Genomic DNA, 22,168 nt, shown 5'->3' with positions numbered 1-22,168 from the left:
TCGGGCGTGAGATCCCTATACTACTTTTCTTCCGACGGGGCCCTAGCTTGCTAGGGCAAAGAGGTCACTCCACTCCCGCCTGGGAACGCCGGGCTTAGCGATGATCTCGAAGATGCGGTTTTTTGCTGCCGGTTGAAATAGGCTTTCAACAGCCACTTGAGCTACCTTGAGGCGAGGGATGCTGCCCTCAAAGAGAGTGTCAGCCTTAGAGAGGACAATGCCATCCTCGTTGTCCTGGTTTTTCAGGCCCCCTGGCCGAATGATGGTGTAGGTGAGGCCGCTGTTTTGCAGGTATTCTTCGGCTCGTTTTTTCCACACCAAGATCAGCCAAAACAGGTTGAGGGGATGGAACAACTGGGACACGCATAGAGAAGAAATCAAAACAAAGTGTTGGATCCCTTGGGCTTTGGCTACATCTACCAAGTTTTTAGTGCCTTGGTAGTCCACTCGGTAAGGCAGAAAGGGATCCCAACTGGGCCTAGCTCCTGTAGCACAGAGTACCACCGTGCATCCCTCCATGCCGGCTTCCAGGGTGGCCGGGTCCAGCACATCTCCCACCACCACTTCCGCTTCGGGGGGAAGAACCTGTGCGGCCAGCTCGCGGCTGCGCACCAGCGCCCGTACCGGGATGCCACGTCCCACCAACTCTCTGACGATGCGCCGCCCCGTTTCTCCCGTAGCCCCTGCAACAAAAGCCTTCATCTTCTCCCTTTGCCTAGGTTGGCTGTAGTTGTACCAGCTCTTGGGTTGGCCCTGCTAGAACCATTATCCAATCCGCCCAGAGCGGAATGGTAGGGATCCCAAAGCGCAACGAATAGCCCTAACCTGCTGGTGAAGCAAGTTACGGGGGAGTAGCCGGTGGACTTCTATTGAAGTGGCTTGGCTACATCTCCCACCTTAAAGCCAGAGCCGCTGAGAATGCGGCCCACACTGGATCCCTGATCCACCTCTGTCAGTTGAATTTGGCCAGCTGGCTCGGTCAATTTGCGCAGGACTGCTCCTGTGGCCGGATCCTTAACCTCGCGAACGACGCGCTCCACAGAAAGGATCAATCCCACGCGATAGCCGTCGCGGCTGCCCTTGTTCAAGATCACCTGATTGCCGTAGACATCCGCCACCAAGGCATCCACCGTCGGCAAAGAGCGGGGCTGGGCTGCCAAGCGACTGGCAAAACCGGCCAACTGCTGGGCAATTTGCTCCACCGCCTGCTGGCTGGCCAAAACCAGCAGCTTTTCTTCGTTGCTGGTGGCGGATCCCCCGCCAAAGCCGGCAACTGTGACCGTACTATCCGACTGGCTGGCGTTGCCCCGGCCCTCGACCACGGCCAAGATCTCGGCCGTGCTGGTGCTCACCAGGCGGGCATTGAGCTGCACGTTGGCATCGGCATCCACCGACTTGGCCCCCACCGCCAGCGGAAAGCTGCCGAAGGGGGTTAAGACCGGCGCCCCACCGCCGGAACGGCGCACCGACACATCGAACTGGGTAACACTGCCGAGGATCACCGCATCGACCCCGAGGATCCGGCCCACCTGAGCGGCGGTGTTGGCATCCAACCGCCCTGATAGCCCCAAGTTCTGCTCGGCCAAGATCGCGTCCAGCCGCGAGCGCTCGATAACAGAAAAAGTGCCATCTCTCACCAGCCGATCCACCAGCAGATCGCTCACCCCCCGCGAAGCCTCGCGCAGGCTGTAGGAATTGCTGAGGCTGCTGAAATCAAAATCCAAAACCGCAACGCGCGGGCGAGTGCTGGGTTGAGGCGCTTGTCCTACCTGGCTGGGGGCAGAGAGACTGCAGCGAAGGTCTTGGGGAAACTTCTGGCACAGCTCCGGATTGGTGGATTGGGCAGCCACTGGGATCCCCGTCCAACCCAAGCTCAGCAGCGGGATCCCGAACAACAAGATGGAAGAGAGGTTGCGCATGATTGAGCGATCTCCTGGATCGAGGAGGTGGCCACAGTCCATTCTTAGCTTGCACCCAAAAGAGCTTCCGGGGGAGGATGACCAATCTCACCTGGCCGCCTGTTCCAGAAGATGTCCTATACTCTACCGACTTCGAGGCCTTTGGGAAAAGGGATGAAGAGGGTTTGCACAGAGGAGTTGACAGATCTCAACAGTTAAGGCTGGGCAGAGAGGCTCGCCCTTTGTAAGTTGCCGGAAAAGCTTGACCCAATTGGGCCAGGTTCAGAACGGGATCGAGCGTGCAAGCTCAGTGCTACCCTAGTAGGGCTGTGTTCTTGTGCAAGCTATGCCTGTTCCTAAGAAGAAAACCTCCAAAGCCCGCAGTCGCAGGCGGTATGCTGTCTGGCTGGGCAAAGCCAAGCTACAGGCGCAGCGGGCCATGACCATTGGGCGCGCTATTCTCAGCGGTCGCAACACTGGCTTCTACTACCCCAAAGCCAAGTCCGAAGAAGAGGAGGGAGAAGAATAAAGCCTGGCAGCAGGGATCCTGGTTTACATTGGGGTCAGGCTCCCTTGAGAGCTGTTCTGCTGCCTCCTGGTCTTGCTTGTTTAGCAACTGGCATGCGCTCGTTGACCTCTCTTACCTACTACCAGCGGCTGGGCCTGTCTCCAGGGGCTTCCCCTGAGGAGATTCGGCGGGCCTACCGGCAGTTGAGCAAACGCTACCATCCCGACACCTCTCCCCTGGCCCCAGAGGTGGCCATTCGCTGCTTCCAAGAGTTGCACGAAGCCTACCTTGTTCTCAGCAACCCGACCAAGCGGGCTATCTACGATGCCAGCCTCCAGGTAATGATGGCCAAAGCGGGATCACTCGAGCGCATAGGCTCGCCGGGGGCAGAGTCTCTTGAGCTACCCATGGAAACCCGACCGCTTTCTGCAGGTGAGCTCTGTGCTCTGCTGCTGATGGGTGCTACTTTTGTGATCTGCCTAGTGCTGGCAGGCGTTTTGGCGTGGCTGCGGGAGGGCGGGGTGGGCTAACTGGGCTGCTCCAGCTGCGGGCAGACAGACTAGGAAATGCTCGGCATCTGGCCTAGAAGGTGCTTGAATAGGTAGCTGGGTAGTTTTTATCTCGCCATGCCTTTGCCGCCTGAAACTACACCTCTATATAATCACTCGCTTTTCTCTCTCGAGCAGTGGCTGGAGGAACAGGGTTGTACCCGCGACCCAGAAGATGTAGAGCAGTGGTTTTGCGAGCGGCCGGGCTGGAAAGCTTGCCTGCGCTTGGAAGAAACTAGCATTTGGGTGCGCTACACCTACCCTAACGGCAACACCAAGACTTTGTCTTTTCCCTACTCCCTCAGCCGCAAGGATGTAGAACAGGCCATTTTCGAGGATTAAGTGGCCATGCGCATTCTGCAATTGCCTGCCCTGCGCGACAACTACATCTATCTGCTCTACGATCCCGAGACGGCAACGGCGGCGGTGGTGGATCCGGCAGTGGCCGAGCCGGTGCTGGACAAATTGGCCGAGCTGGGGGCGGAGCTGGTGGCTATCTTCAACACCCACCACCACCACGACCATGTGGGGGGCAACCTGCAACTTTTGGCCCGCTACCCCCGCGCCGTCGTCTACGGCAGCCAGGTGGATCGAGGGCGGATCCCTGGCCAGAGGGTGGAGCTGCAGGCAGGGGAGACGGTGGAATTTGCGGGCCGGCAGGCGAAGGTGCTGTTTGTGCCCGGCCATACGCGGGGACATGTTGCCTACTACTTCCCCGAAAGCGGGGATCTCTTCTGCGGCGATACCCTGTTTGCCGGGGGATGCGGGCGGCTCTTTGAGGGCACCCCAGAGCAGATGCTGGGATCCCTGGATCAACTGCGGCAGTTACCTGAACCGACGCGGGTGTGGTGTGCCCACGAGTACACCTTGAACAATCTTAAGTTTGCCTTGACGGTGGATGGGGACAACCCGGATCTGCAGGCGCGCTATCAGCAGGTGGTGGCCCTGCGCCAGGCGGGATCCCCAACGGTGCCCAGCACCATCGGCGAAGAGCGCCGCACCAATCCTTTTTTGCGCTGGGATCAGCCGGCTCTGCAGGCGGCCACCGGCGTTCAAGAGCCGGTGCGGGTCTTTGCCCGGCTGCGGGGTATGAAGGATCAGTTTTGACACTTTTCTTTTGGCAATTTCTAAGAGAGCTAAGGCATACTGGCGGGGGGACTGCCTCTAGCTACTCCCTGCAGATCTATGTCTTGCCCCGACTGCCCAGATCTGCCCGCCTTTCTGCAAGAGCCAGGGCGCTTATTTCTCTGGTTGCCCACTCCTCATACCCACCAGAAGCTCTGGCGGGCCCTGGAGGCCAAGACAGAGGTTCCCGTTCAACTTTTGCAAGACCTTGGCCTAGTTGTTGCCATTGCCCAGGGAGCCCTTAAGAAGACCCTGGAGACAATGGCTGAGATTCTCTCGCAAGAAGAGATGCGGGCCAGCCGCGCCCTGTTTTTGGCCGGAGATAGGGATCCCTGCTGGCAAGATTGCGCCCGGGTGGAGTCGCTGCTGCAGTTGTTCCACCGCACCCAAGCTGGGCTTTTGTTGGAAGTGTTGAAGGAAGACCGTCTCACCACCTACTTTCAGCCCATTGTCCGGGCGCAGGATCCCACTTGTGTGGTGGGCCACGAGGCGCTGGTGCGGGGATTGGACAAAGAGGGCAAAGTGATTGGGCCGGGCTTGCTCTTTGCCATGGCCCGCGAGGCCGGGCTGCTCTACCACTTGGACTTGGCTGCCCGCCGCACGGCCATTGCCGCGGCCACCCAGCACCGCTTACAAGGGGATCTCTTCATCAACTTCAGCCCTACGGCTATCTACGACCCGGCCTTTTGCCTGCGCTCCACCGTCTGGGCCATTAGTCGCGCCGGGATCCCGCCCCAGCGGGTGGTGTTTGAGGTCAACGAATCCGACCGCAGCCCCGATGTGGATCATTTGCAGCAGATTTTGCGCTTCTATCGGCAGGCGGGCTTTCGGGTGGCGCTGGATGACCTGGGCGCCGGCTACGGCTCCCTGAACCTGTTGCACCAGTTGCAGCCGGATCTCATCAAGCTGGATAGGGAGCTCATTCGGGGGGTGGATCGGGATCCCTATAAGGCGGTGATTGCCGAGAAGCTGCTGGAGCTGGCTCAAAAGCTGGGGATCACTACCCTGGCGGAAGGGATCGAAACGGCAGGAGAGCTGCAGTGGGTGCGCGACCGCGGCGTAGATCTGGTGCAGGGCTTTTTCATCGCCCGGCCCCAGCCTGTCCCCTCAGGATTAAGACCCAGAGGATAGCTGCCCCCACGGCTTGAGCGGCTACCGAGAAGATGACCAAAGCGGGGAGAAAGAGATCGTAGAGCACCCCCATCAGGGCGCTGCCCAAAAACCAGGCCAGGCCGTAGATGCTGGTAAACAGCCCAAAGGCAAAGCCCCTCGCCTGGGCGGCCACCATGCCGGCTACTGCTGCCTTCATGACCGATTCCTGGGCGCCCAGGCCAATCCCCCAGAGCAGCATGCCCACCACCGTCAGCCCGTAGCTGCCGGAAAAGGCCAGCGGCGCAAAACCGGCAGACAGGACCACCGCCCCCAACAGGCTCCCCAGCCCCAGGCGGTCAAATAGCCAGCCCCAGCCCAGGGCGGCTAGGGCATCCACCCCCATGGCCAGGGCGTAGAGCAAGGGGATCCCTGCCGCCTCGCCACCTTGCTGCTGCAGGTGCAGGGCAATGAGGGAAAAGTCGGCAAACCCCATGGCCACACAGGCCGCTGCTGTGAGATACAGCCAAAAGACCCTGGAAAAGCCTTTTGCTGGAGCGGTTTCCGGCTCCGGCTCAAAGTCGCGCGGGGTGGGATACAGCCATTGGGCCAGCCCCAGCACCCCTAGCCCCAGGGCCGCCGGGATCCCCAAGGCCAAGAATGCGCCTTGGAAACCGTAGCCGGCGGCAACCATTCCTGCCACCAGCAGCGGCCCTCCCACCGCCCCAATTTGATCCAAGGTCTCGTGCAGGCCAAACCCAATGCCCTGGCCCACCTGCAGCGCTGCATGGGAGAGCAACACATCCCGTGGCGGGGTGCGGATCCCTTTGCCCAGGCGCTCGACCAGCAAAAGCAAAGCAGCCCAAGGCCAACTGCTCACCCAGGCCAGAGCAGGGATCACCGCTGTGTTGAGGACATAGCCCAGGGTGGTGAGCTGCCACTGCCCTCGACTGCGGTGCACGGGATCCCTACTGAGCCGGTCGCTCCAGTAGCCTACTCCTAGGCGCAGCCCATAGGCCAGCAGTTCTCCTCCGCCGGCCACCAGGCCCACCACCGTGCCACTGGCCCCCAGGGATCCCAAAAAAGCTCCGGAGATGCTGCGGGCCCCCTCGTAGGTGGCGTCGGCGCAGAGGCTGACGATCCCCAGCAAAACGATGAAGCGCCAAGCAGGAGAGAAAAGAGTCATGGCCGGTGTCCATGCCTAGCGGAGACAAGAGGTGAGAGCAAAGAAGGCTTCAGGAGGGTCTTATCTAACCAGGAGCAACTGCGGCCAATCTAAGGCTAAGCCAATCTTGTTCTCCTTCCTTTGCATCGAATAGAATTAGACACCCTCCGTCCTTTTGGCTAAGGGAGCAAAGCAATGGCCGCTAAAAGAATTCTTTTTAAGCTGGCTTGCTTTTTGTTAAGTGCCTGTTTAGTTTCGATAGCATCGACGGTTAAAACAAGTGCCGAGCAGGCGTTCTTAAACGCTGAGTATCTCATAGCTACCTCGCCCCTTCCAGATATTGAGCGGGTTCGTTTTCAAGATGGCAAGTATCAAAGAGGCTCTAGCATTTTTGAAGAAGGGTTTCTAACAGCAAGCCTTGAAAGGCTGGAACCTACCGATCTTAACAACGATGGGCTTCAGGATGTGGTGGCGGTTGCAGCAAGCAGTACAGGAGGCAGTGCTGCCTGGATAAGCTTATCCGGCCTGTTAGGTGGCAGCAAAAACCCCACACTCCTAGAGCCTGTATTTCTTGGCGATAGAGTTGTCGTTAACAACATTTCCATCGCTCGTAGCTCTAGAGGAAGTGCTGAGGTCTGCTTAGATATGCTTGTTCATGGTCCCAAAGATGCCCAGTGCTGCCCTACTAAGAAAGAAAAAAGGTGCTTCACTGTCGCCGAAAACCGATGGATACCTCGTAGAGCCAAATAATCTTTGCTGAGGCCGGTTTGGAGGCCTAGCCTAGCAACAGCTCTAGGGCCCAGCATTGATCTTTAAGCCTCCGCTGCCTGCCCAGGGGTTTCTCTAGGAGACTCTACGAGGATTACAGGAATAGAGCTGGTCTCCAACACCGCTTGGGAAGTGGATCCCACTAGCACCTGCTCCCAGGGGCGGTGGCCCCGCTTGCCTAGGACTATGTCGGTAACCTGCCGCTCCTGGGCTATGTCCACGATGGTCTCCGCCAGGGGGCCGGAAGCCAGGCAAAATTCGTGGCGAATATCCGCCAAGAGGCGCTGGGCAAGCTGCCGCAACGCTTCCACCCCCTTCCCCTGAGGCTCATCGGTAACATGGAGCACAATCACTTCCCCATCCACCCGCCGCGCCAGATCCGCTGCCTTGCGCAGCACCGCCTCCGCCAAGGGAGAGGTATCCACGGCGGCCAAGAAGCTCACCTTGCCCTGGCTGCCCACCTTGGTGGGATCCACCTCTCCCTTTTCCAATAGGCGAGGGGCGAAAACCTGGGTTAGCCAGGCCCCTAGGGGTGCTGTGGTCAAAATCGACAGGGCCGCTAGGGCGAGGATTGTCTCCCCGCCAGGGATCCCCTGGGCTAAGGGGATGCCGCCGATGGCCGCCTGCACCGTGGCTTTGGCCATGTTGCCCGGCAGCAAGAAGAGCCGCTCCCGCCAGTTCCAGTTGCTCCCCAGGGTGGAAAGCCACCAGCCCAGGCCCCGGCCCAACAGCAGGCTCAGGGTCAAAAGCAGCAAACCGGGCAAGAGCAGGGATCCCAGTACCTGCAGATCCAAAGAGGCTCCCAGCAGGACAAACAGCACAATCTCCGCCACCGTCCAGAGGGCGTCGAACCCAAGCCGCAGCCGCCGCGCCAGCGGCCCATCCAGTTGGACGAGGAAAAACCCTAGGGCCATCACCGCCAGGTAGCCGGAAAAATGGGGCCACACCTGCGACGCCAGCACCAAGCCCAGCACCAGGCAGGCCGCCAGCAGCACCTCTTGCGTACTGTTGCGGGTCCAGTTCTGCTGCACCAAGAGGGCCACCAAAACCCGCGCCCCCAGGTAGCCCACCGCCACCCCCAGCAGGATCTCCATCCCCACCTGGAACGGCAGCCACTGCAGGCGAAGGCTCTGGGCAGATCCCTGCCCCAAAAAGCTCAGCAACAGGCTAAAGCCCAGCAACAGCAGCACATCGGAAAGGGCGCTGCCGGTCAAAATGGCGTCCGGGATCCCTTTGGCTACCCCCCAGCCTAGGCTCTTGAGGCGCAACATCCCCGGCACGATCACCGCCGGCGACTCCGCCCCGAGCACGCAGCCCAAAAGCAGTCCTGTCGGCCAATCCAGCCCCAGGATCCAGCGGCTCAAGAGCGCCACTGCCACCGCCTCACAGGCTGCCGGCAAAAACCCCAGCCGCAGGGCCACGGATCCCTGCTGGGCCAGCTTTTCCCAATCCAGCCCCAGGCCCGCCCTCATGAGGATGATCGTGACGGCCACTAGGCGCAGATCCCCGGCTGCCGCCAACAGCTCTGGGGACAAGACCTCTTGCAACAGGATCCCGACCAGAATCATCCCCACTAGTGGCGGCATCCCCAACCGGCCCACGATCTGGCCGACAAAAAAGCCCATCCCTAAGATCCACAGCCAACTGCCCAGCATCAACAGAACCTCTCTCTTTGCCGTCCGGGTGTCGAAGGGCAGCCCAGGGGAAAGTAGAGCCGCGGAGTGGCAAGCCAACATCAAAGACTCCCACCCCCTGGAGCTGCCCAGAAGAGTAGGAGTCATCAGCCTCAGCCTTGGATTTAGAGAATTCTTAGAACCTGCCTGAGGCGGTTGCGGTGAACCCCATCACCGGTTGCCGGGAAAGGCCGAGCAGCCCACCCGCAACGCATTTGCCCCTTACCGTATCACGCCCCATCTTCCACCGCAACCAAGCGATAGGAGTGATGGGGACGGCCAATGGAGCAATAGAAATCGCTGCAGACATTGTGGGTAAAGCGATCGCTAAGGCTGCGGGTAACCTGCTGCACCACCTGGCTGCCCACTCTCTGAACCAACTTGCGCGGCAGAACTTGCAAAAACTTGGGCAAATGCAGCCGGATATCGAGATGAAGATCCCAGTGGACGCGGGTAGTGGCAGGGGATCCCGGTAGCTCCTCCAGCCGGAAACTGGCCTGGCAATCTACCCGATAGGGCAGGGCGGCCTCCCCCGGCAGCTCAGTCGAAGTCAGCCGAAATAGGTAATCTTCCTCCGGCCAGATCTTCACCCCAAAGCAGGGCTCCAGCTCAAACCCCAGCCCACCCATGCGGAAAAATTGCAGCTTGTAGGTGTCGGCAGAGAGGGGCTCCACCTGGAGTGGCCGGAAGCAGCGCTGGATCCACTGGCCGTGGCCGCGCAGGTAACGGGCCAAAGTCTCCCGGTCAGTCTCCAGATCCACTTGGCCCCGTCGTCCTGCCTGCAAATCCAAGTGGACCTTAGCTATTGGTTGATCTAACGGTGGGGGGTGATCCATCTCCTCCAAAGGCGGCTCCCCCTCTTCGGACAAAGCCCCTTCACTGAGGGGAACGACGGGCTTGGAGTTGGCGATAGACATCCCGAATATCCACCTGATAGTGAGCAAGAGCCACGAGGCAGTGGTACCAGAGATCCGCCACCTCGCGGGCCAGGGCGGTCTTGTCCCCCTCCTTTGCCGCCATCACCACTTCAGCCGTCTCCTCGCCGAGTTTTTTTAGGATGGCGTTGTCTCCCTTGGCCAGCAGGCTGCTGGTGTAGGAATCGGGACGGGGATCCGCCTGGCGGGCCTTGATCACGGCAAACACCTGCGACAGGGTATCGGCGGCCGGGATGGGATCCCCTTCCTTCTCTGGGAGGGTGCGGAAGAAGCAGCTCCGCACTCCTGTGTGGCAGGCCGCATCTCCCACCTGCTCCACCAAAATGACCAGTGCGTCGCTGTCGCAGTCGTAGCGGATTTGTTTGACCCACTGCACGTGGCCAGAAGTTTCCCCCTTGGGCCAGAACGCCTGGCGGGAGCGGCTCCAGAACCAGGTGCGGCCTGTCTCCAGCGTTTTCTGCAGCGATTCCCGGTTCATCCAGGCCATCATCAGCACCGTCCCGTCTAGGTAGTCCTGCACAATGGCCGGGATCAAACCCTGTTCGTTGTAGCGGAGGCTGTCCAGATGAGCGATCCCCTCCGGCAGAAGAGCGCGGGGCGGATCCGCTGAAGGAATGGAGTCCGAGGCAGCAATCATAGAGGGCAGGAATCCAAAGAGAGCATAAAAAGCAAGATAGCAAAGCCAGCTCTCCCCAGGGTACCTCCTCCTGCCCAGCCCGGTTTTTGTTGCCGCTAGGGGGATTTTAATCTGGGCTTAACCTCGTTTTAGTCGTGACTTAAAGTCAAGCTGCTAAGTTTGATACCGAGCTTTCACGCGCCGAGGGAGAGCAATGCGCATCCGGGTAGAAAACCTCTGGGTCACCTTTAAAAACAAGGTTGCCCTAAGAGGGGTTTGCCTCGACCTGTTTGGCGATGGAGCCCAGGTGGTGGCTCTGATTGGCCCCTCTGGCGCTGGGAAGTCCACCCTCCTTAAGCTCCTGAAGGGAATGGTCAGGCCCAGTTTTGGAAAAGTCTGGGTTGGCTCTTTCCCCCTCCACGAAGGCGGAGGGGAGGGGCTGCAGCAGGTGCGCAAGCGCACGGGCATGATCTACCAGACTTTTCAGCTCATTGGCCGCCTGACTGTCTTGGAGAACGTCCTGATTGGGCGCCTGCCCCACCTGAATCTTACCCAGGGCTTGCTGCGGCAGTTCTCGAAGCAAGATCTGGCCCAAGCAGAAAAGCTACTGGAGGAGGTGGGGCTTCTCGAGCACGCCTGGCAGAGGGCCGATGCTCTTTCGGGGGGACAGCAGCAGCGGGTGGGCATTGCTCGCGCCTTGATCCAAGAGCCGGCCCTGATCCTGGCAGATGAACCCATCTCGGCTTTGGATCCCAAAAATGCGCAGGTGATCATGGATTTACTGCTGGGGATGGTTCGTCGACAGGGCATCCCGCTCCTAGTGACCCTGCATCACCTGGAGATGGTGCGCCATTACGCCAACCGAGTTGTTGCCTTCAAGGATGGGCAGGTTTTCTTTGATGGGCCAGTCTCGGCTCTCACCCCAGAAAAAGAGAAGGATCTCTACTTCGGGGAGGGGGAAGCCTCTCAAACCCTCGGAGGGTTGCCCTCAGCCTTGACGGCTTGAGGACAGGTAAGCTCAAACTCAACTTCACAACTGCAGAGGAGAATACTCATGCGGAGAAGAAAGGTTTTGGCTCTAGCGGCTTTCCTATTGGGCTTTGCCAGTTGGGTGCCGGTGCTGGCGCAGAAGCAGAACTGGCCCAAGGAGCTAGTGATCGCTGAAGTGCCGGTGGAGAGTGCTGCTGATTACGAAGCTCGCTATGCGCCTTTCCTGGAATACCTCAAGCAGAGATTGGGGATCCCGGTGCGTTTGTTTGTGGCTGGCGACTACACAGCCGTGATGCTCTCCCAGGCGGAAGGGAAAACCCACGTTGCTTTTTATGGGCCCGCCTCTTACGTCGATGCGATTGAAAAAGCCAATGCCCCCATCGAAGCCTTTGTGAAGGAAGATTCTGTCCGCTCGGGCACTGTTTACCACTCTCTGATGATTTCCAAGAAGGGCAGTGGTATCAAAACACTAGAAGACGCCAAGGGCAAAGATTTTGCTTTCGTTGACCCGGAGAGCACTTCTGGTTTCAAGGTGCCCATGGCTTACTTCTGTCTAGAGGCCAAGATCAAGCCCAAGGAGTACTTTAAACAAGTTACCTTTGCCGGCAACCATGAGTCGGTTATCCTGGGGGTTGCTCAGGGAACCATTCCCGTGGGGGTAACCTGGGATACCGGGATCAGTATTGCCACCAAGAAGGGCCAAATTAAGGGTTTGGAAGATTTTGAGGTGATCTGGAAGTCCGATCCGATCCCTTCCTCTCCCTGGGCCTACCGCAAAGACCTGCCGGAAGACCTCAAAGAAGCCATCCGCACGGCCTACCTAGAGTACGAGAACACACCGGAAGGCAAGCAATGGCTAGAAGCTCGCGGTCTCAAGGGTTTTGAGCCGGCCAGCGACAAGGATTACGATCCCTTCCGCAGGGTTAACAATGCTCTTAAGCAACCTGAGTGCCAACTCTAAGAAACTGCCCCCCTTACCAGCGGAGCTCAAACGGAGAGATCGCCTCAGTGTTCTCCTCGGCGGGATGGTCTTTTTGACTCTCCTGCTGACGGCAGGGCCGGCTGAGATCTCACCAGTCAGGTTGCTGGCTGGGTTGGGGAGGAGTGCTGCCTTTGTCGCTCGCTTCTTTCCGCCCAGCCTGAACTTTCTGCCAGCTTTTCTTTACTCTTTGCTCCAGACCCTGATCATGGCTTTCTGGGGCACTTTTCTGGCCACCTTTCTTGTGCTTCCCTTGGCCTTCCTGGGATCCAAGAACGTCGTCCGCTCTCCCGTGGTCTATCTGGCTGTCCGCGGGTTAATGGACATCCTCAGGGGGCTTAACGAGCTGGTTCTAGCCCTGGTTTTTGTGGCCGCCATTGGCTTGGGGCCTCTCCCAGGGATCCTGGCGTTGACGCTGCACACAGCTGGAGTGGCAGGCAAGTTGCTCTCCGAGGCCATTGAGACAGTGGATATGGGGCAGGTGGAGGCCGTGAGGGCTACGGGCTCCCATCCTCTGCTGGTTCTTGTCTATGGCTTTTGGCCGCAGGTGGCCCCAGCGTTCTACTCGGTGACGCTCTACCTGTTTGAGGTCAATGTGCGCTCGGCAACAGTCTTGGGCTTGGTGGGAGCTGGTGGTATCGGCTTCGATTTGATGCAGACGGTGCGGGCCTTCCGCTTTCAGGACGCCGCCACCATCATTTTGCTCATCCTGCTAACCGTGTTTACAATCGACAAGGTCTCGGCGCGAATTCGCCAATCCCTGGTATAGGAGGTGAGGGTGCAGGCTCTTGAAATCCTGGAGCTGCTGCAGGAGGCTCCTGAAAAGACAGTTGTGGCTCTGGCGCGGGAGGTACGGCCCGCTCTGGGAGCCAGCCAGAAGCTGAAGGAAGGGGCAGGCCTGCTGTTGCTCCCCTTCCAGGACTCGCGCAGCGGTACGCCGTTTTATCTGGGAGAAGTCTTGGTTTACGAGGTTTGGCTGCGCTTCCCCCGAAAGGGAGTGGAAGGCTATGGAATGGTGCTGGGGGAACGGCCGCGCCTGGCCCGCTCCCTGGCTTACCTGGATGCCGCGTTGCAGGCGGGGATTGCTGAAGATCGGATCCAGGCCTTGGCCCTGGAAGCTCAGGAACATCTCCAGGAGAAGGATGAGCGCCTCTGGCGCAAGGTGGCCGCCACGCGCTTGGAGGTAGAGACGCTATGAGCGTGCCCATACCTGCAGCCGAACGGCAAAGCCAACAGGTCTTCCGAACCTTGGTGATGGCGCTGAGCTACCCTGGCCGGCTTTGGCGCTTGCCAACTCACTCGCTGCGCCAAGCCTTCCGCCTCATTGGGACTACCCTGGTGGATGGAAATGTGGGGGTTTGGGCGCCAGACTGGCTGCTCTTGGATCTGCGCGGTCAGGCTCCTCGGCCCGTGGCCTTGGAGGCGGCGGACTTTGTCTTTGCCGAGCGGCTGGCGGATTTGCCTGCCGGCTGGGAAACCCTCTCGGTTCTTAAGAGGGGCACCTACCTGGAGCCGGAGAGCGGGGCAACTCTCATCCTGGGAACTGGCTGGGGCCAGGGATCCCCTCTTGTCTTCAAGGGCCCCGGCATTGCTGGGGAGGTGCGCTTGGCTGTGGATTTGCCCCCTGCTTTTTGGCGGCTGCGCTCCCAGATCTCGGCCTACCCGTTGGGAGTGGACATCTTGCTTACCGACGGGCAGCATGTAGTAGGCATACCGCGAAGTGTGGAGGTGGGTTGATGGGCTACGTGGTGGCGCGGGGCAGTCAGGAGGCCATTCTCAATGCCGAAGCCCTTTTTCGGGAATTGTTGCCGAGGGGGGCAGGTCAGTGGAGTAAGGGCCTGGCCAGCTACTTGCCCTATCTTTTGGATCAGGTGATGGCGGAAGCTGGCCTCTGGGCTCCAGAGCTGGCTGCTGAGGCCTTGGCCCAGACAGGGGGCGATCTCTACGAAGCGCTGCTGCTTTTGCGAGCTCATCGAACTACCCTTCCTCGCCTGGGCAAAGCGCAGCTTCAGAAAAAAGAAGATTTGCTCCTGGTGCGACGGCTTTCTTCAGCCTTCAAGAGCATTCCCGGCGGCCAAGTCCTCGGCCCCACCCTCGACTACAGCCTGCGTCTGCTGGGTTTTTCCGGAACCCAAGGGGTGGAGCCAGAGACCACGGCTGCTCCCCAGCGCTACCCCTCGGTGCGAACCTGGCTAAAAGAGCAAGGCCTACTGGAAGAAGATCCAGTGGCAGAGAAAGACTTAGAGGAAGAGATCCCGGATCTAACGCGGCAGCCGCTGCTGTTTCCGGCGCCAAGAGCCCATCGCCTGCAAGCTTTGGCGCGAGGGGACACCGGGGGACTCCTGGCCCTCGCCTACAGCGCCATGCGGGCCTACAACGTCCACACTCACCCAACAGTGGCGGAGTTGGGGGTGGGCTATCTCGAGGTGCGGGCTATCCACCCGGTGCGGGGAGGCAGCTTTCGCCTGGGGCGGATCCGCTTGGCCTTTGCAGAAGTCGTCGGGCATGGGGAGAAGGGATACCGCTTAGGCTTTGCTGCCAGCTTGGGCTGGAACGAGGGGCGGGTTATTGCGGGCGCAATGTTGGATTTGGAGATGGATCGCCCCACCCATCCGGCCCGCAGCGAGGAGTTTGTTCTGGTACACACGGATCCCGTGGAGGCCTCGGGCTTTGCCCTGCACTACAAACTGCCTCACTATGTAACGTTCTTCAGCAATTGGATGAGCCATCAGGAGGCTGCTCTTGAACCCTAAGCATAGCTACGCCTACTTGGATCCTGAAGCCAAGCGAGAAATTCGGCGCAAGGTTCTCAAGGCTTTGGCCATACCGGCATATCAAGTTCCCTTTGCCAGCCGAGAGATGCCCCTAGCCCGCGGCTGGGGCACGGGCGGCCTGCAGCTTACCCTCAGCCTCGTGGGGCCGGAAGATGTGGTGAAGGTCATCGACCAAGGAGCGGATGACTCGGTTAATGCTGCCAACTTGCGCCGCTTCATTGCCCACGTCAGCGGAGCTCGAACCACCACCGATGCTTTGGAAGCAACCCTCATCCAAAGCCGTCACCGCATCCCGGAGGAGCGGCTGCAAGAAGGACAAATTTTGATCTTGCAAGTCCCGATCCCTGAGCCCCTGCGCTACGTGGAGCCTTCCGATGCCAAGGCACGGGAGCTGCATGCCCTGGGGGACTACAGCCTGCTTTGGGTGGATCTATTTGAAGAACACTTGCGTCACGGCCGCAGCCGCAAGGGAGCAGCCTATCCCGTTCTGGTGCATGGCCGCTATGTGATGGATCCCAGTCCCCTGCCGCGCTGGGATCTGCCCAAGCTGCACCAGGCAGCCCACATCACGCTCTTTGGCGCCGGTCGGGAGAAGCGGATCTATGCTGTCCCCCCTTACACGCAGGTAGAACCTCTGGCCTTTGTGGATCGACCCTTCCAGCCGGAACCCATTGTGGGATCCTGCCGCCGCACCGGTTGCCGCCACGTCTTTCTCAACGCCATTCCTCAGGAGGATGGCAGCTTGGCCTACGAGATCTCCGACCAGGGCTATATGGAAAAACTCCTAGCTGGCAAAGAAAGTGGGCCTTTATTTGTTGGGGAGAAGCAGCATGGTTGAAGAAAGGCCTTTGCTGGAACTGGTCAAGGTGTGGAAAGCCTACGGGGATCGCTGGGCCCTCAAGAACGTCAGCCTCAAGCTCTATCCCCAGGAGGTGCTGGGGGTGGTGGGGGCTTCTGGCAGCGGCAAGAGCACCCTTTTGAGAATTCTCTATCTCCAGGAGACGGCGCAAGGGGAATACTGGCTCAACCTCCCCGGCTGGGAGGGGTGTAATCTGCTGGCGCTTTCTCCCTATGAGCGACCTGCGGCGCGGCGCCACTTGGCCATGGTTTATCAAGAAGCTGCCCAGGCCCTGCGCATGGGCTTTGCCGCCCTAACCAATGTTGCTGAGCCCCTTGTGCTCAAGGGGGAACGGCGATTTGAAGTTTTGCAAAAGGAAGCGCAGGCAGCTTTGGAGAGGGCAGACTTCCCCCTGGAGCGGGCTGGGGATCCGCCTACTTTCCTTTCGGGAGGGGAGCGGCAGCGGGTGCAGATTGCCAAAGCCTTGGCTCAAGAGCCAACGGCCATCCTCTTGGACGAGCCAACGACTGGCTTAGATTTGCTGGTGCAGGCAACCTTCTTGGACACCCTACGCCGCCTCAAGCGGCAGTTGGGGATGAGTCTGATTTTGGTTAGCCACGATCTCTCAGTGGTACGGGCATTGGCGGATCGCATTGTGGTTTTGCACCAGGGAGAGGTGGTAGAAGAAGGCCTCGCCGACCAAGTGCTGGAGGATCCCCGCCACCCCTTTACTCAGGATTTGGTTGCCGCAAGGCTGTAGAGAGATGCTGCAAGTTATCGATTTGGAAAAGCGGTTTTTCCTGCACCGGCTGGGGCGGGAAGTTCTGGCTTTCAAACAGGTGAGCTTCTCCCTACAAGCAGGGGAGTTGCTGCTCCTAGAGGGCCCCAATGGCGCCGGCAAGTCTTCCCTGTTGCGAACACTTTACCGCAGCTACTGTCCCACAGGGGGGCAGATCCTTCTGCAGACTCCCCGCGGAAGGGTGGATCTGGCGCGTTTGGGGGATCGCGAGATCTTGTGGATCCGGCGGGAGTACATCGGCTATGTCAGCCAGTTTCTGGATCCCCGACCCCGCACCACCGCCCTGGAGCTGGTGGCGGAGCCGCTGCTGTGGCGAGGTGTAGAAGAAAGCCGAGCACGGCAGCGGGCGGCAGAGCTGCTCCTGGAGCTGGGCCTAAAGCCCGAGTTACTGGAGGCTTTCCCCACGGGTTTCTCTGGGGGCGAAAAACAAAAGCTCAACCTGGCCCGCTCGCTCATTCATCCCTATCCCTTGCTGCTGTTGGACGAGCCCACGGCCAGCTTGGATGCAGGGGCCAGGAAAGCTCTGCGGGAGCGCCTTCGCCATCTGAAGCAGCAGGGAACTGCGCTTGTTGGCGTTTTCCACTCGCCAGAAGACGTGGCGGGCTTGGTGGACAAAACCTACCACCTGGAGGAGAAGCAAGATGTGGCTGTCCGGACTTAAGCTGGTTCTCCCTGACCAAGTGCTCCCGCTGGGATCCCTGCGGCTGGAAGGGGAGTGGATTGCTGAGATTCGAGAAGGGCAGGTGGACGAAGGAATCCCTTTACAGGGCTTAACCCTCGTCCCTGGCGTCATCGATCTCCACGCCGACAGCCTAGAGCCGGAGCTGGAGCCGCGGCCAGGGGTACAGTTGGCTGCCGAGATGGCCCTGGAGGTTTGGGAAAACCGAGCTCTGGCAGCAGGCATGACCACTGCTTTTGTCACCCTGTCCTTTTGGGAGGGCCTGCCCGGTTGGCGCAGCCCGGAGACCGCTTTGGCCCTGGCCGAGCAATTGGTTGCCCTGCGTTCCCGTTTGTCGCTGGACTTGCGGATCCATGCCCGCTACGAAGTCTCTCGCCCCTTGGGAGCAGCAGCCGTTCGCCACGCCCTCAGCCAAGGTTGGGTGGATCTCCTTTCGTTTATGGATCACACGCCTGGCCAAGGCCAGTTCCCGACCCTAGAAGACTACGTTCGCTATATGGCCCGTCACCTGGGCCAGCAGCCTGAGGAGGTTGCCGCCAGCCTCAGGAACCCATCCCAGCCAGAAGTTCTCCCTGCCCTTGCCGAGCTGGCTCAGCAGGCAAAAGAGCAAGGGGTGACGCTGGCTTCCCATGACGACGATTGCCCCGACAAGGTTCAGTTGATGGCCAAGCTGGGCGTGAAGATCAGCGAGTTTCCGGTCACCTTGGCCGCTGCTCTAGAAGCCCAACAGTTGGGCTTACTGGTGGTCATGGGGGCCCCCAATGCTCTCAGGGGATCCTCCCATGTGGGCAATCTCTCCGCCCTCCAGGCCCTGAAGGCAGGATCCCTGGGCGCTCTGGCCACCGACTACTCGCCGGCTGCCGCGCTAAGAGCTGCCTTTGCCCTGGCGGAGAAGCAGGCTTTGGAGTTGCCCCAGGCCATCGCCTTGGTCAGCCGCAACCCCGCCCAGGCCGTTGGCCTCCAGGATCGGGGGGCTCTTTGCCCAGGGCTGAGGGCCGACCTGGTGATCTTGCGGGAGAAGCCCTTCCGGGTTATGGGCGTGTTTGTTGCCGGCAAGCCCGTCTTTCTCCGCGATGGCCTAGGTTGGTAGGGAAGACTGGATCGCCAAAAAGTTGTGCCCAGAGTCGAAGCCCCCTGAATCTACTCCAGAGCCGCTCTCGGCAGCAGCTTCCGGGTCGGCTTGCGCTCCAGAGGCCAAGTGGGTCGCTCCAGACGGGTATCCACCAGCACAGAGGCTGGGGCGAGATTAACCCGCTCCAGCAGCCGTTGCAGCAGTTGAGCATCGATGACATCCCCCCCGCTGGATGGGGTTGCCGTTCCCGCCACCAGGGGAGTATCGGCCAGCAGCAATTCTGCCACTGCCTGGGCCAGTTCTTGGCCGTACACGCCATCAGGGCCAGAGGGGAGCAGATCCAGCCGTCCCTGCTGAGCGGCCAGACGGCTTAAGCCCAGTTGCACCGCCACCACGGCCGGGCCCCGCTCCCCTCGCCTTAGAGTGCGCTGGCCGGCCAGGATGCTCTCCAGCTGCGCCTTGGCCACTTCCTGGTCGCCGCTGGGGAGCAACTGCACCAGCCCCTCCAGCCGGCTGCCGGGGAAGTTGCCGCTTGCCTGCTGCTGGGGATCCTCCCTCCACAGACGGGTTAGGTCGTAGAGCAAAATGGCGTGGGGGACAGGGCGGCTGGGCTGGTTGGGGCCGGCATGGCCGGTGGCGAGGATCTCCCCTTGGTAGACCAGTGAGGTGCTGAAGCCAGAGTCCAGCAGCACCGCCTCACGGATCCCGGTTTTGGGCAATAGGCTAGCCAGGATGGCGGCGTTGACGTGGGTTTTGGTAACCCCGATTACCACCTGATCCTGGTTGTCTACGCCAAAAAAGGCGCGGGGGCGGAACTCGGCGGCGCTGGAGAGGCGAAACGAGTCAATCTCCGCTGGCGAAAGGGCCCGGCCATCCTTGACCAGCCACAAGCCCGCCACAAACAAGTCCGTGACCTCCGGCATGAGCTGGCGAAGGTTGTCGAGCTGGGTCATGGTGTCGGGATCAAAGGGCACAAAGCGCAGCCGATCCCTGCCTAGGAGTACCAAAGGCCGGCCCCGGATGACCCTGTCATCTTCGGGGCGACCGGGAATAAAGGTCTTGTGGTTGGCGGCCATCACTGGCCCCACCATGACGTTGCTGGCCGAGTTAATCCAAGGAATGGAGAAGAAGCTGCCGTTAATGCCGGCATCGGCTTGGTAGCGCTGGACTAGGGTTCTTACCTCGTAGCGCCGCTCCGCGTGCACCGTAGCCGCCCGTCCGCCGCGGATGGTGAGGATCCTCACCCCGTCGATGACCTCATCGGTTAGAGCCAGGGGCCGTGTCCCATCCAGCCAGTAGTCGGGGCTGCGGCCAAGGGTAAAGGTGCGGGCGCCAACAATGGCCTCGGTGAGGCGAAACTGGTTAAAGCGGCGCACCTCCAGCAAGTTGGGCGACTGTCCCGTAAAGCCGGGATCCATCGTAAAGGCCATCCGGTAACCCGCCTCGGCCAGGTATTGCTTCACCCGCTCGTCCCGATTGCCTTCCGGATAGGCAAAGTAGTGGATGGGGTGGCCCAGCTCCTGCTCCAGCTTGGTCTTGCAGTCAACCACCTCTCGCCGCAGGCGGGCATCGTCCAGCAGCCGTAGGTCGGGAGGATGGTTGACGGTGTGGGCGGCAAAGTCAATCAGCCCGCTGGCATCCATCTCCCGCATCTGATCCCAAGTGAAGTGATCTTTGTCCGTAGGTACGCCGACAAAGCCGGTCTGAACAAAGTAGGTGGCGGGGTAGTTGTACTCCTTCAAGAGGGGGTAGGCGTTTTCGTAAAGCCCAAGGTAGGCGTCGTCAAAAGTCAGCAAAATGGCCTTTTCCGGCAAGGGATCCCCGTCCCGTAGGTGTTTGTAGAGTTGGTCGATGTGGATGGGGGTCAGCCCCGCCTGCTTAATGGCCTCAAAGTGCTGCCGCAGCTCGGCTACCGTGGTGTCAAACCAGACTTGTTTGCGGCCAGCCACCACGTCGTGGTACATGATGGCCGGCACGTAGGAGAGGCTGGCCAAGGGAGCCAACGCAAAAGGATCCCGCTGCAGTTGCGGCTCTTGGGGGAGGGGCGGGCGCTGTTGGGCGGCCTTGGCCTTGGCCCGAGGGGTTGGAAACTCAGCTAGGGTCCACGCCAGGGCCGGCAGGCGGCTGGCCCAGTCGGGATGAGCAGTTGCCCAGGCCACCAGGGCTCCAGTCCCAAACCCCAGCACCGTAACCAACAAAGCCAAGAAGCGGAGCAGCCGGAAGCGCAACTTCGTTGGCGGTCGCTGCCCAGAGCTAGAAAAACTTCGGCGCGGGAAGGGGGATCCCCTTTTTGCCCCAGAGACTGGATGACCGCCCCGGCGCGTCGGCGGCTGTCGAGAGGTCATGTCCTCCTCCTCACCGGCAAAACCAACGTCAGCCTACCACCCCCATCTCCTGGTTGGGGACGAGGAAGCCCTTGCCAGTGGTTTGCACCCCAGTCCATAGGAGGGGTAGCAGAACCACCGCCCAGAAGCTGTCCAGGCAAGTCAGTCGAGGTTGCTCAACAAATTGGACTCTGTAATGCTGACAATCTTCCCCCCCCTTTGGGTAATGCGCTTCACTTCTTGGGAGAGCCGGCTGAAGGGCACTTTGTACTCGACAACGCTCTTGCGCACGCCCCCTCCCACCAGACCCGATACCTTGATGGTGAAGATCTTGTCGCTGTTGGGCAGGGACGAGGCTGCCGAAGGGGCAACCTGAGCAGGTTTGGTCGCTGGAGCCGCTTCCGCTTGCGGTGCAGCGGCGCTCTCCCGCTCCAAAAGCAGCCGCCAACTGCGGGGATAGGCGGGAGCCAGACGATAAACCACCTTGTAGGAGCCAGTGACATGGTCATCTTCCGACTCTACCCTCACCACTGTTCCTGCTGGGATATCTAGCTTGGCTCCCTTGGACATCACTTTAATTCCAGGCCAATTGGTGGGCACATCCGTCAGCAGCTCAACTTCAAACGCTTGATCCCCTAGTAGCAACTTGGCCATGGCGATAACTCCGTTTTGCTTGGCAGGCAGCTGCCAAAAACCCTGCTCGACTACAGCCTCACCGCTAGACATTTTACTGGTTACGGGTGCTCCACCAAAGCCTCCCGCCAGTATCTGTCATGGAAAGGGAGTCTGTTGTAGATTTGTAAAGGAATTGTCGAGGGTGGCACACCTGGAGGGATCCCCATGCTGAACTTGGCTTTGCTGGATTTGGCAGCAGCTTCGGATTGGCTAACGACTGCCCTTCAGCCGGTGGCTGACTTCTTTGCCGGCTTCAACCTGCCCCAGCCAATTGTGCAGTGGGGGCATCCTCTCATGATGGGGATTGTCGTGGTGGTGATGGGCAGCTTTGTGGGTCTAACGGGCTGGCGGGGGCGGGCCTTGCGCCTGGCAGCCGAGGGATCCCTGCCGGAATCGGCCCAAAAGCCGCTCTTGGATCACCGCAAATTGGCCCCCTGGATGGCCACCTTCATTGCCCTGGGCTACACCGGCGGCCTTCTCTCCTTGGTCATGCAGGGCAAGCCCCTGCTGAGCAGCCCCCACTTCTGGACGGGATCCCTGGTGTTGCTGTTGTTGGCCGTGAATGGCACCTTGTCTCTCAGCGGCTTTGGCGGCAACCGGGAGACCTTGCGCACTGCCCATGCCTATCTGGGCAGCCTAATTCTCTGCTTGCTCTTTACCCATGCCCTCCTGGGCCTAAAGCTGGGGCTGTCTTTGTAGCGGATCCCCCCAGC

General features: G+C 60.2%; 25 protein-coding genes and 1 riboswitch. Of the genes, 17 read left to right on the top strand and 8 right to left on the bottom strand.

Features of this window, described 5'->3' with window-relative positions; genetic code table 11:
• Positions 1-42: 42 nt before the first annotated feature.
• Positions 43-702 carry an SDR family oxidoreductase gene (locus NW822_RS01195; protein ID WP_414403245.1) on the bottom strand — a complete coding sequence of 220 codons (660 nt, stop codon included), beginning with the start codon at positions 700-702 and terminating at the stop codon, positions 43-45.
• 164 nt (positions 703-866) lie between these two features.
• The gene (locus NW822_RS01190; RefSeq protein WP_414403244.1) at positions 867-1,919 is read right to left on the bottom strand and encodes a CsgG/HfaB family protein; all 1,053 of its coding nucleotides are present in this window, start codon (positions 1,917-1,919) and stop codon (positions 867-869) included.
• A gap of 325 nt (positions 1,920-2,244) precedes the next feature.
• Here NW822_RS01190 and NW822_RS01185 point away from each other — a divergent pair, with 325 nt between their 5' ends.
• The 5 genes from NW822_RS01185 (at position 2,245) to NW822_RS01165 (ending at position 5,210) form a co-directional block, all read left to right on the top strand.
• On the top strand, positions 2,245-2,427 hold the full coding sequence (locus tag NW822_RS01185; protein ID WP_011430004.1) for a 50S ribosomal protein L32: 183 nt from the start codon (positions 2,245-2,247) through the stop codon (positions 2,425-2,427).
• Positions 2,428-2,519: 92 nt separating this feature from the next.
• The gene (locus NW822_RS01180) at positions 2,520-2,936 is read left to right on the top strand and encodes a J domain-containing protein (RefSeq protein ID WP_414359304.1); all 417 of its coding nucleotides are present in this window, start codon (positions 2,520-2,522) and stop codon (positions 2,934-2,936) included.
• A 96-nt stretch (positions 2,937-3,032) separates the two neighbouring features.
• Positions 3,033-3,296 carry a DUF3143 domain-containing protein gene (locus tag NW822_RS01175; RefSeq protein WP_414359305.1) on the top strand — a complete coding sequence of 88 codons (264 nt, stop codon included), beginning with the start codon at positions 3,033-3,035 and terminating at the stop codon, positions 3,294-3,296.
• Positions 3,297-3,302: 6 nt separating this feature from the next.
• Complete coding sequence (gene gloB / locus NW822_RS01170; protein ID WP_414359306.1) at positions 3,303-4,061, top strand: hydroxyacylglutathione hydrolase; 759 nt, start codon at positions 3,303-3,305, stop codon at positions 4,059-4,061.
• A gap of 78 nt (positions 4,062-4,139) precedes the next feature.
• Positions 4,140-5,210: an EAL domain-containing protein gene (locus NW822_RS01165; protein ID WP_414403243.1), complete on the top strand. Its 1,071-nt coding sequence runs from the start codon at positions 4,140-4,142 to the stop codon at positions 5,208-5,210.
• Here NW822_RS01165 and NW822_RS01160 read toward each other — a convergent pair.
• Positions 5,161-6,354, bottom strand: a complete 1,194-nt coding sequence (locus tag NW822_RS01160) for an MFS transporter (RefSeq protein WP_414403242.1) — start codon at positions 6,352-6,354, stop codon at positions 5,161-5,163. The two genes, NW822_RS01165 and NW822_RS01160, sit on opposite strands and share 50 nt — an antisense overlap.
• A 174-nt stretch (positions 6,355-6,528) precedes the next feature.
• Here NW822_RS01160 and NW822_RS01155 point away from each other — a divergent pair, with 174 nt between their 5' ends.
• Positions 6,529-7,083, top strand: a complete 555-nt coding sequence (locus NW822_RS01155; protein ID WP_414403241.1) for a hypothetical protein — start codon at positions 6,529-6,531, stop codon at positions 7,081-7,083.
• Positions 7,084-7,145: 62 nt separating this feature from the next.
• Here the strand turns inward: NW822_RS01155 and NW822_RS01150 are convergent, their stop codons facing one another.
• The 3 genes from NW822_RS01150 to hisIE form a co-directional block, all read right to left on the bottom strand.
• Positions 7,146-8,882 carry a cation:proton antiporter gene (locus NW822_RS01150; protein WP_414403240.1) on the bottom strand — a complete coding sequence of 579 codons (1,737 nt, stop codon included), beginning with the start codon at positions 8,880-8,882 and terminating at the stop codon, positions 7,146-7,148.
• Positions 8,866-8,959, bottom strand: a riboswitch (Fluoride riboswitch). It overlaps the preceding gene by 17 nt.
• 45 nt (positions 8,960-9,004) lie before the next feature.
• Entirely contained in the window at positions 9,005-9,691 is a 687-nt protein-coding gene (locus NW822_RS01145; protein WP_414403239.1) for a DUF1997 domain-containing protein, read from the bottom strand.
• The gene (gene hisIE / locus NW822_RS01140; RefSeq protein ID WP_414403238.1) at positions 9,651-10,346 is read right to left on the bottom strand and encodes a bifunctional phosphoribosyl-AMP cyclohydrolase/phosphoribosyl-ATP diphosphatase HisIE; all 696 of its coding nucleotides are present in this window, start codon (positions 10,344-10,346) and stop codon (positions 9,651-9,653) included. Before hisIE ends, NW822_RS01145 begins: the two co-directional genes overlap by 41 nt.
• 193 nt (positions 10,347-10,539) lie before the next feature.
• On the opposite strand from hisIE, the gene NW822_RS01135 reads away from it, so the two are divergent.
• The 10 genes from NW822_RS01135 to NW822_RS01090 are packed head-to-tail and all read left to right on the top strand — an operon-like array spanning position 10,540 to position 18,474.
• Positions 10,540-11,331: a phosphonate ABC transporter ATP-binding protein gene (locus tag NW822_RS01135; protein WP_414403237.1), complete on the top strand. Its 792-nt coding sequence runs from the start codon at positions 10,540-10,542 to the stop codon at positions 11,329-11,331.
• 48 nt (positions 11,332-11,379) lie between these two features.
• Positions 11,380-12,276, top strand: coding sequence for a phosphonate ABC transporter substrate-binding protein (phnD, locus tag NW822_RS01130; RefSeq protein WP_414403236.1), 897 nt, complete (start codon positions 11,380-11,382; stop codon positions 12,274-12,276).
• Positions 12,245-13,063: a phosphonate ABC transporter, permease protein PhnE gene (gene phnE / locus NW822_RS01125; RefSeq protein ID WP_414403235.1), complete on the top strand. Its 819-nt coding sequence runs from the start codon at positions 12,245-12,247 to the stop codon at positions 13,061-13,063. Before phnD ends, phnE begins: the two co-directional genes overlap by 32 nt.
• 9 nt (positions 13,064-13,072) lie before the next feature.
• Entirely contained in the window at positions 13,073-13,492 is a 420-nt protein-coding gene (gene phnG, locus NW822_RS01120) for a phosphonate C-P lyase system protein PhnG (protein ID WP_414359323.1), read from the top strand.
• Complete coding sequence (gene phnH, locus NW822_RS01115; RefSeq protein ID WP_414403234.1) at positions 13,489-14,031, top strand: phosphonate C-P lyase system protein PhnH; 543 nt, start codon at positions 13,489-13,491, stop codon at positions 14,029-14,031. Before phnG ends, phnH begins: the two co-directional genes overlap by 4 nt.
• Positions 14,031-15,047, top strand: a complete 1,017-nt coding sequence (locus tag NW822_RS01110) for a carbon-phosphorus lyase complex subunit PhnI (RefSeq protein WP_414359326.1) — start codon at positions 14,031-14,033, stop codon at positions 15,045-15,047. The genes phnH and NW822_RS01110 overlap by 1 nt, the downstream gene beginning before the upstream one ends.
• A complete protein-coding gene (locus NW822_RS01105; protein ID WP_414359328.1) occupies positions 15,037-15,906 on the top strand; it encodes an alpha-D-ribose 1-methylphosphonate 5-phosphate C-P-lyase PhnJ in 870 nt (289 codons plus the stop codon). The genes NW822_RS01110 and NW822_RS01105 overlap by 11 nt, the downstream gene beginning before the upstream one ends.
• Entirely contained in the window at positions 15,899-16,666 is a 768-nt protein-coding gene (locus NW822_RS01100; RefSeq protein WP_414403233.1) for an ATP-binding cassette domain-containing protein, read from the top strand. The genes NW822_RS01105 and NW822_RS01100 overlap by 8 nt, the downstream gene beginning before the upstream one ends.
• 4 nt (positions 16,667-16,670) lie before the next feature.
• On the top strand, positions 16,671-17,366 hold the full coding sequence (locus tag NW822_RS01095; protein WP_414359330.1) for an ATP-binding cassette domain-containing protein: 696 nt from the start codon (positions 16,671-16,673) through the stop codon (positions 17,364-17,366).
• Positions 17,347-18,474, top strand: a complete 1,128-nt coding sequence (locus tag NW822_RS01090) for an alpha-D-ribose 1-methylphosphonate 5-triphosphate diphosphatase (protein WP_414403232.1) — start codon at positions 17,347-17,349, stop codon at positions 18,472-18,474. Before NW822_RS01095 ends, NW822_RS01090 begins: the two co-directional genes overlap by 20 nt.
• A gap of 50 nt (positions 18,475-18,524) precedes the next feature.
• On the opposite strand, the gene NW822_RS01085 is transcribed toward NW822_RS01090, so the two are convergent.
• Both NW822_RS01085 and NW822_RS01080 read right to left on the bottom strand, forming a co-directional pair.
• Positions 18,525-20,801 carry a polysaccharide deacetylase family protein gene (locus tag NW822_RS01085; RefSeq protein WP_414403231.1) on the bottom strand — a complete coding sequence of 759 codons (2,277 nt, stop codon included), beginning with the start codon at positions 20,799-20,801 and terminating at the stop codon, positions 18,525-18,527.
• A 141-nt stretch (positions 20,802-20,942) separates the two neighbouring features.
• Positions 20,943-21,434, bottom strand: a complete 492-nt coding sequence (locus NW822_RS01080; protein WP_414403230.1) for a phycobilisome linker polypeptide — start codon at positions 21,432-21,434, stop codon at positions 20,943-20,945.
• 186 nt (positions 21,435-21,620) lie between these two features.
• Here NW822_RS01080 and NW822_RS01075 point away from each other — a divergent pair, with 186 nt between their 5' ends.
• On the top strand, positions 21,621-22,154 hold the full coding sequence (locus NW822_RS01075; protein WP_414403229.1) for a DUF4079 domain-containing protein: 534 nt from the start codon (positions 21,621-21,623) through the stop codon (positions 22,152-22,154).
• Positions 22,155-22,168: the final 14 nt, after the last annotated feature.

The sequence above is a fragment of the Synechococcus sp. H70.2 genome (assembly GCF_047462275.1).
In the GTDB taxonomy this organism is placed as follows: domain Bacteria; phylum Cyanobacteriota; class Cyanobacteriia; order Thermostichales; family Thermostichaceae; genus Thermostichus.
Note: the sequence above shows the minus strand (reverse complement) of the source record. Positions and strands in the feature narration are given on the sequence as shown.

Bases quoted from the DNA above. Each gene is read 5' to 3' on its own strand.
- phnD (WP_414403236.1), top strand. From the start codon at position 11,380: ATGCGGAGAAGAAAGGTTTTGGCTCTAGCGGCTTTCCTATTGGGCTTT.
- NW822_RS01080 (WP_414403230.1), bottom strand. From the start codon at position 21,434: ATGGCCAAGTTGCTACTAGGGGATCAAGCGTTTGAAGTTGAGCTGCTG.
- NW822_RS01110 (WP_414359326.1), top strand. From the start codon at position 14,031: ATGGGCTACGTGGTGGCGCGGGGCAGTCAGGAGGCCATTCTCAATGCC.
- NW822_RS01180 (WP_414359304.1), top strand. From the start codon at position 2,520: ATGCGCTCGTTGACCTCTCTTACCTACTACCAGCGGCTGGGCCTGTCT.
- NW822_RS01165 (WP_414403243.1), top strand. From the start codon at position 4,140: ATGTCTTGCCCCGACTGCCCAGATCTGCCCGCCTTTCTGCAAGAGCCA.
- NW822_RS01145 (WP_414403239.1), bottom strand. From the start codon at position 9,691: ATGTCTATCGCCAACTCCAAGCCCGTCGTTCCCCTCAGTGAAGGGGCT.
- NW822_RS01075 (WP_414403229.1), top strand. From the start codon at position 21,621: ATGCTGAACTTGGCTTTGCTGGATTTGGCAGCAGCTTCGGATTGGCTA.
- hisIE (WP_414403238.1), bottom strand. From the start codon at position 10,346: ATGATTGCTGCCTCGGACTCCATTCCTTCAGCGGATCCGCCCCGCGCT.
- NW822_RS01090 (WP_414403232.1), top strand. From the start codon at position 17,347: ATGTGGCTGTCCGGACTTAAGCTGGTTCTCCCTGACCAAGTGCTCCCG.
- NW822_RS01095 (WP_414359330.1), top strand. From the start codon at position 16,671: ATGCTGCAAGTTATCGATTTGGAAAAGCGGTTTTTCCTGCACCGGCTG.
- NW822_RS01085 (WP_414403231.1), bottom strand. From the start codon at position 20,801: ATGACCTCTCGACAGCCGCCGACGCGCCGGGGCGGTCATCCAGTCTCT.
- NW822_RS01190 (WP_414403244.1), bottom strand. From the start codon at position 1,919: ATGCGCAACCTCTCTTCCATCTTGTTGTTCGGGATCCCGCTGCTGAGC.
- NW822_RS01135 (WP_414403237.1), top strand. From the start codon at position 10,540: ATGCGCATCCGGGTAGAAAACCTCTGGGTCACCTTTAAAAACAAGGTT.
- NW822_RS01185 (WP_011430004.1), top strand. From the start codon at position 2,245: ATGCCTGTTCCTAAGAAGAAAACCTCCAAAGCCCGCAGTCGCAGGCGG.
- NW822_RS01195 (WP_414403245.1), bottom strand. From the start codon at position 702: ATGAAGGCTTTTGTTGCAGGGGCTACGGGAGAAACGGGGCGGCGCATC.
- phnH (WP_414403234.1), top strand. From the start codon at position 13,489: ATGAGCGTGCCCATACCTGCAGCCGAACGGCAAAGCCAACAGGTCTTC.
- phnE (WP_414403235.1), top strand. From the start codon at position 12,245: ATGCTCTTAAGCAACCTGAGTGCCAACTCTAAGAAACTGCCCCCCTTA.
- NW822_RS01150 (WP_414403240.1), bottom strand. From the start codon at position 8,882: ATGACTCCTACTCTTCTGGGCAGCTCCAGGGGGTGGGAGTCTTTGATG.
- NW822_RS01155 (WP_414403241.1), top strand. From the start codon at position 6,529: ATGGCCGCTAAAAGAATTCTTTTTAAGCTGGCTTGCTTTTTGTTAAGT.
- NW822_RS01175 (WP_414359305.1), top strand. From the start codon at position 3,033: ATGCCTTTGCCGCCTGAAACTACACCTCTATATAATCACTCGCTTTTC.
- NW822_RS01160 (WP_414403242.1), bottom strand. From the start codon at position 6,354: ATGACTCTTTTCTCTCCTGCTTGGCGCTTCATCGTTTTGCTGGGGATC.
- NW822_RS01100 (WP_414403233.1), top strand. From the start codon at position 15,899: ATGGTTGAAGAAAGGCCTTTGCTGGAACTGGTCAAGGTGTGGAAAGCC.
- gloB (WP_414359306.1), top strand. From the start codon at position 3,303: ATGCGCATTCTGCAATTGCCTGCCCTGCGCGACAACTACATCTATCTG.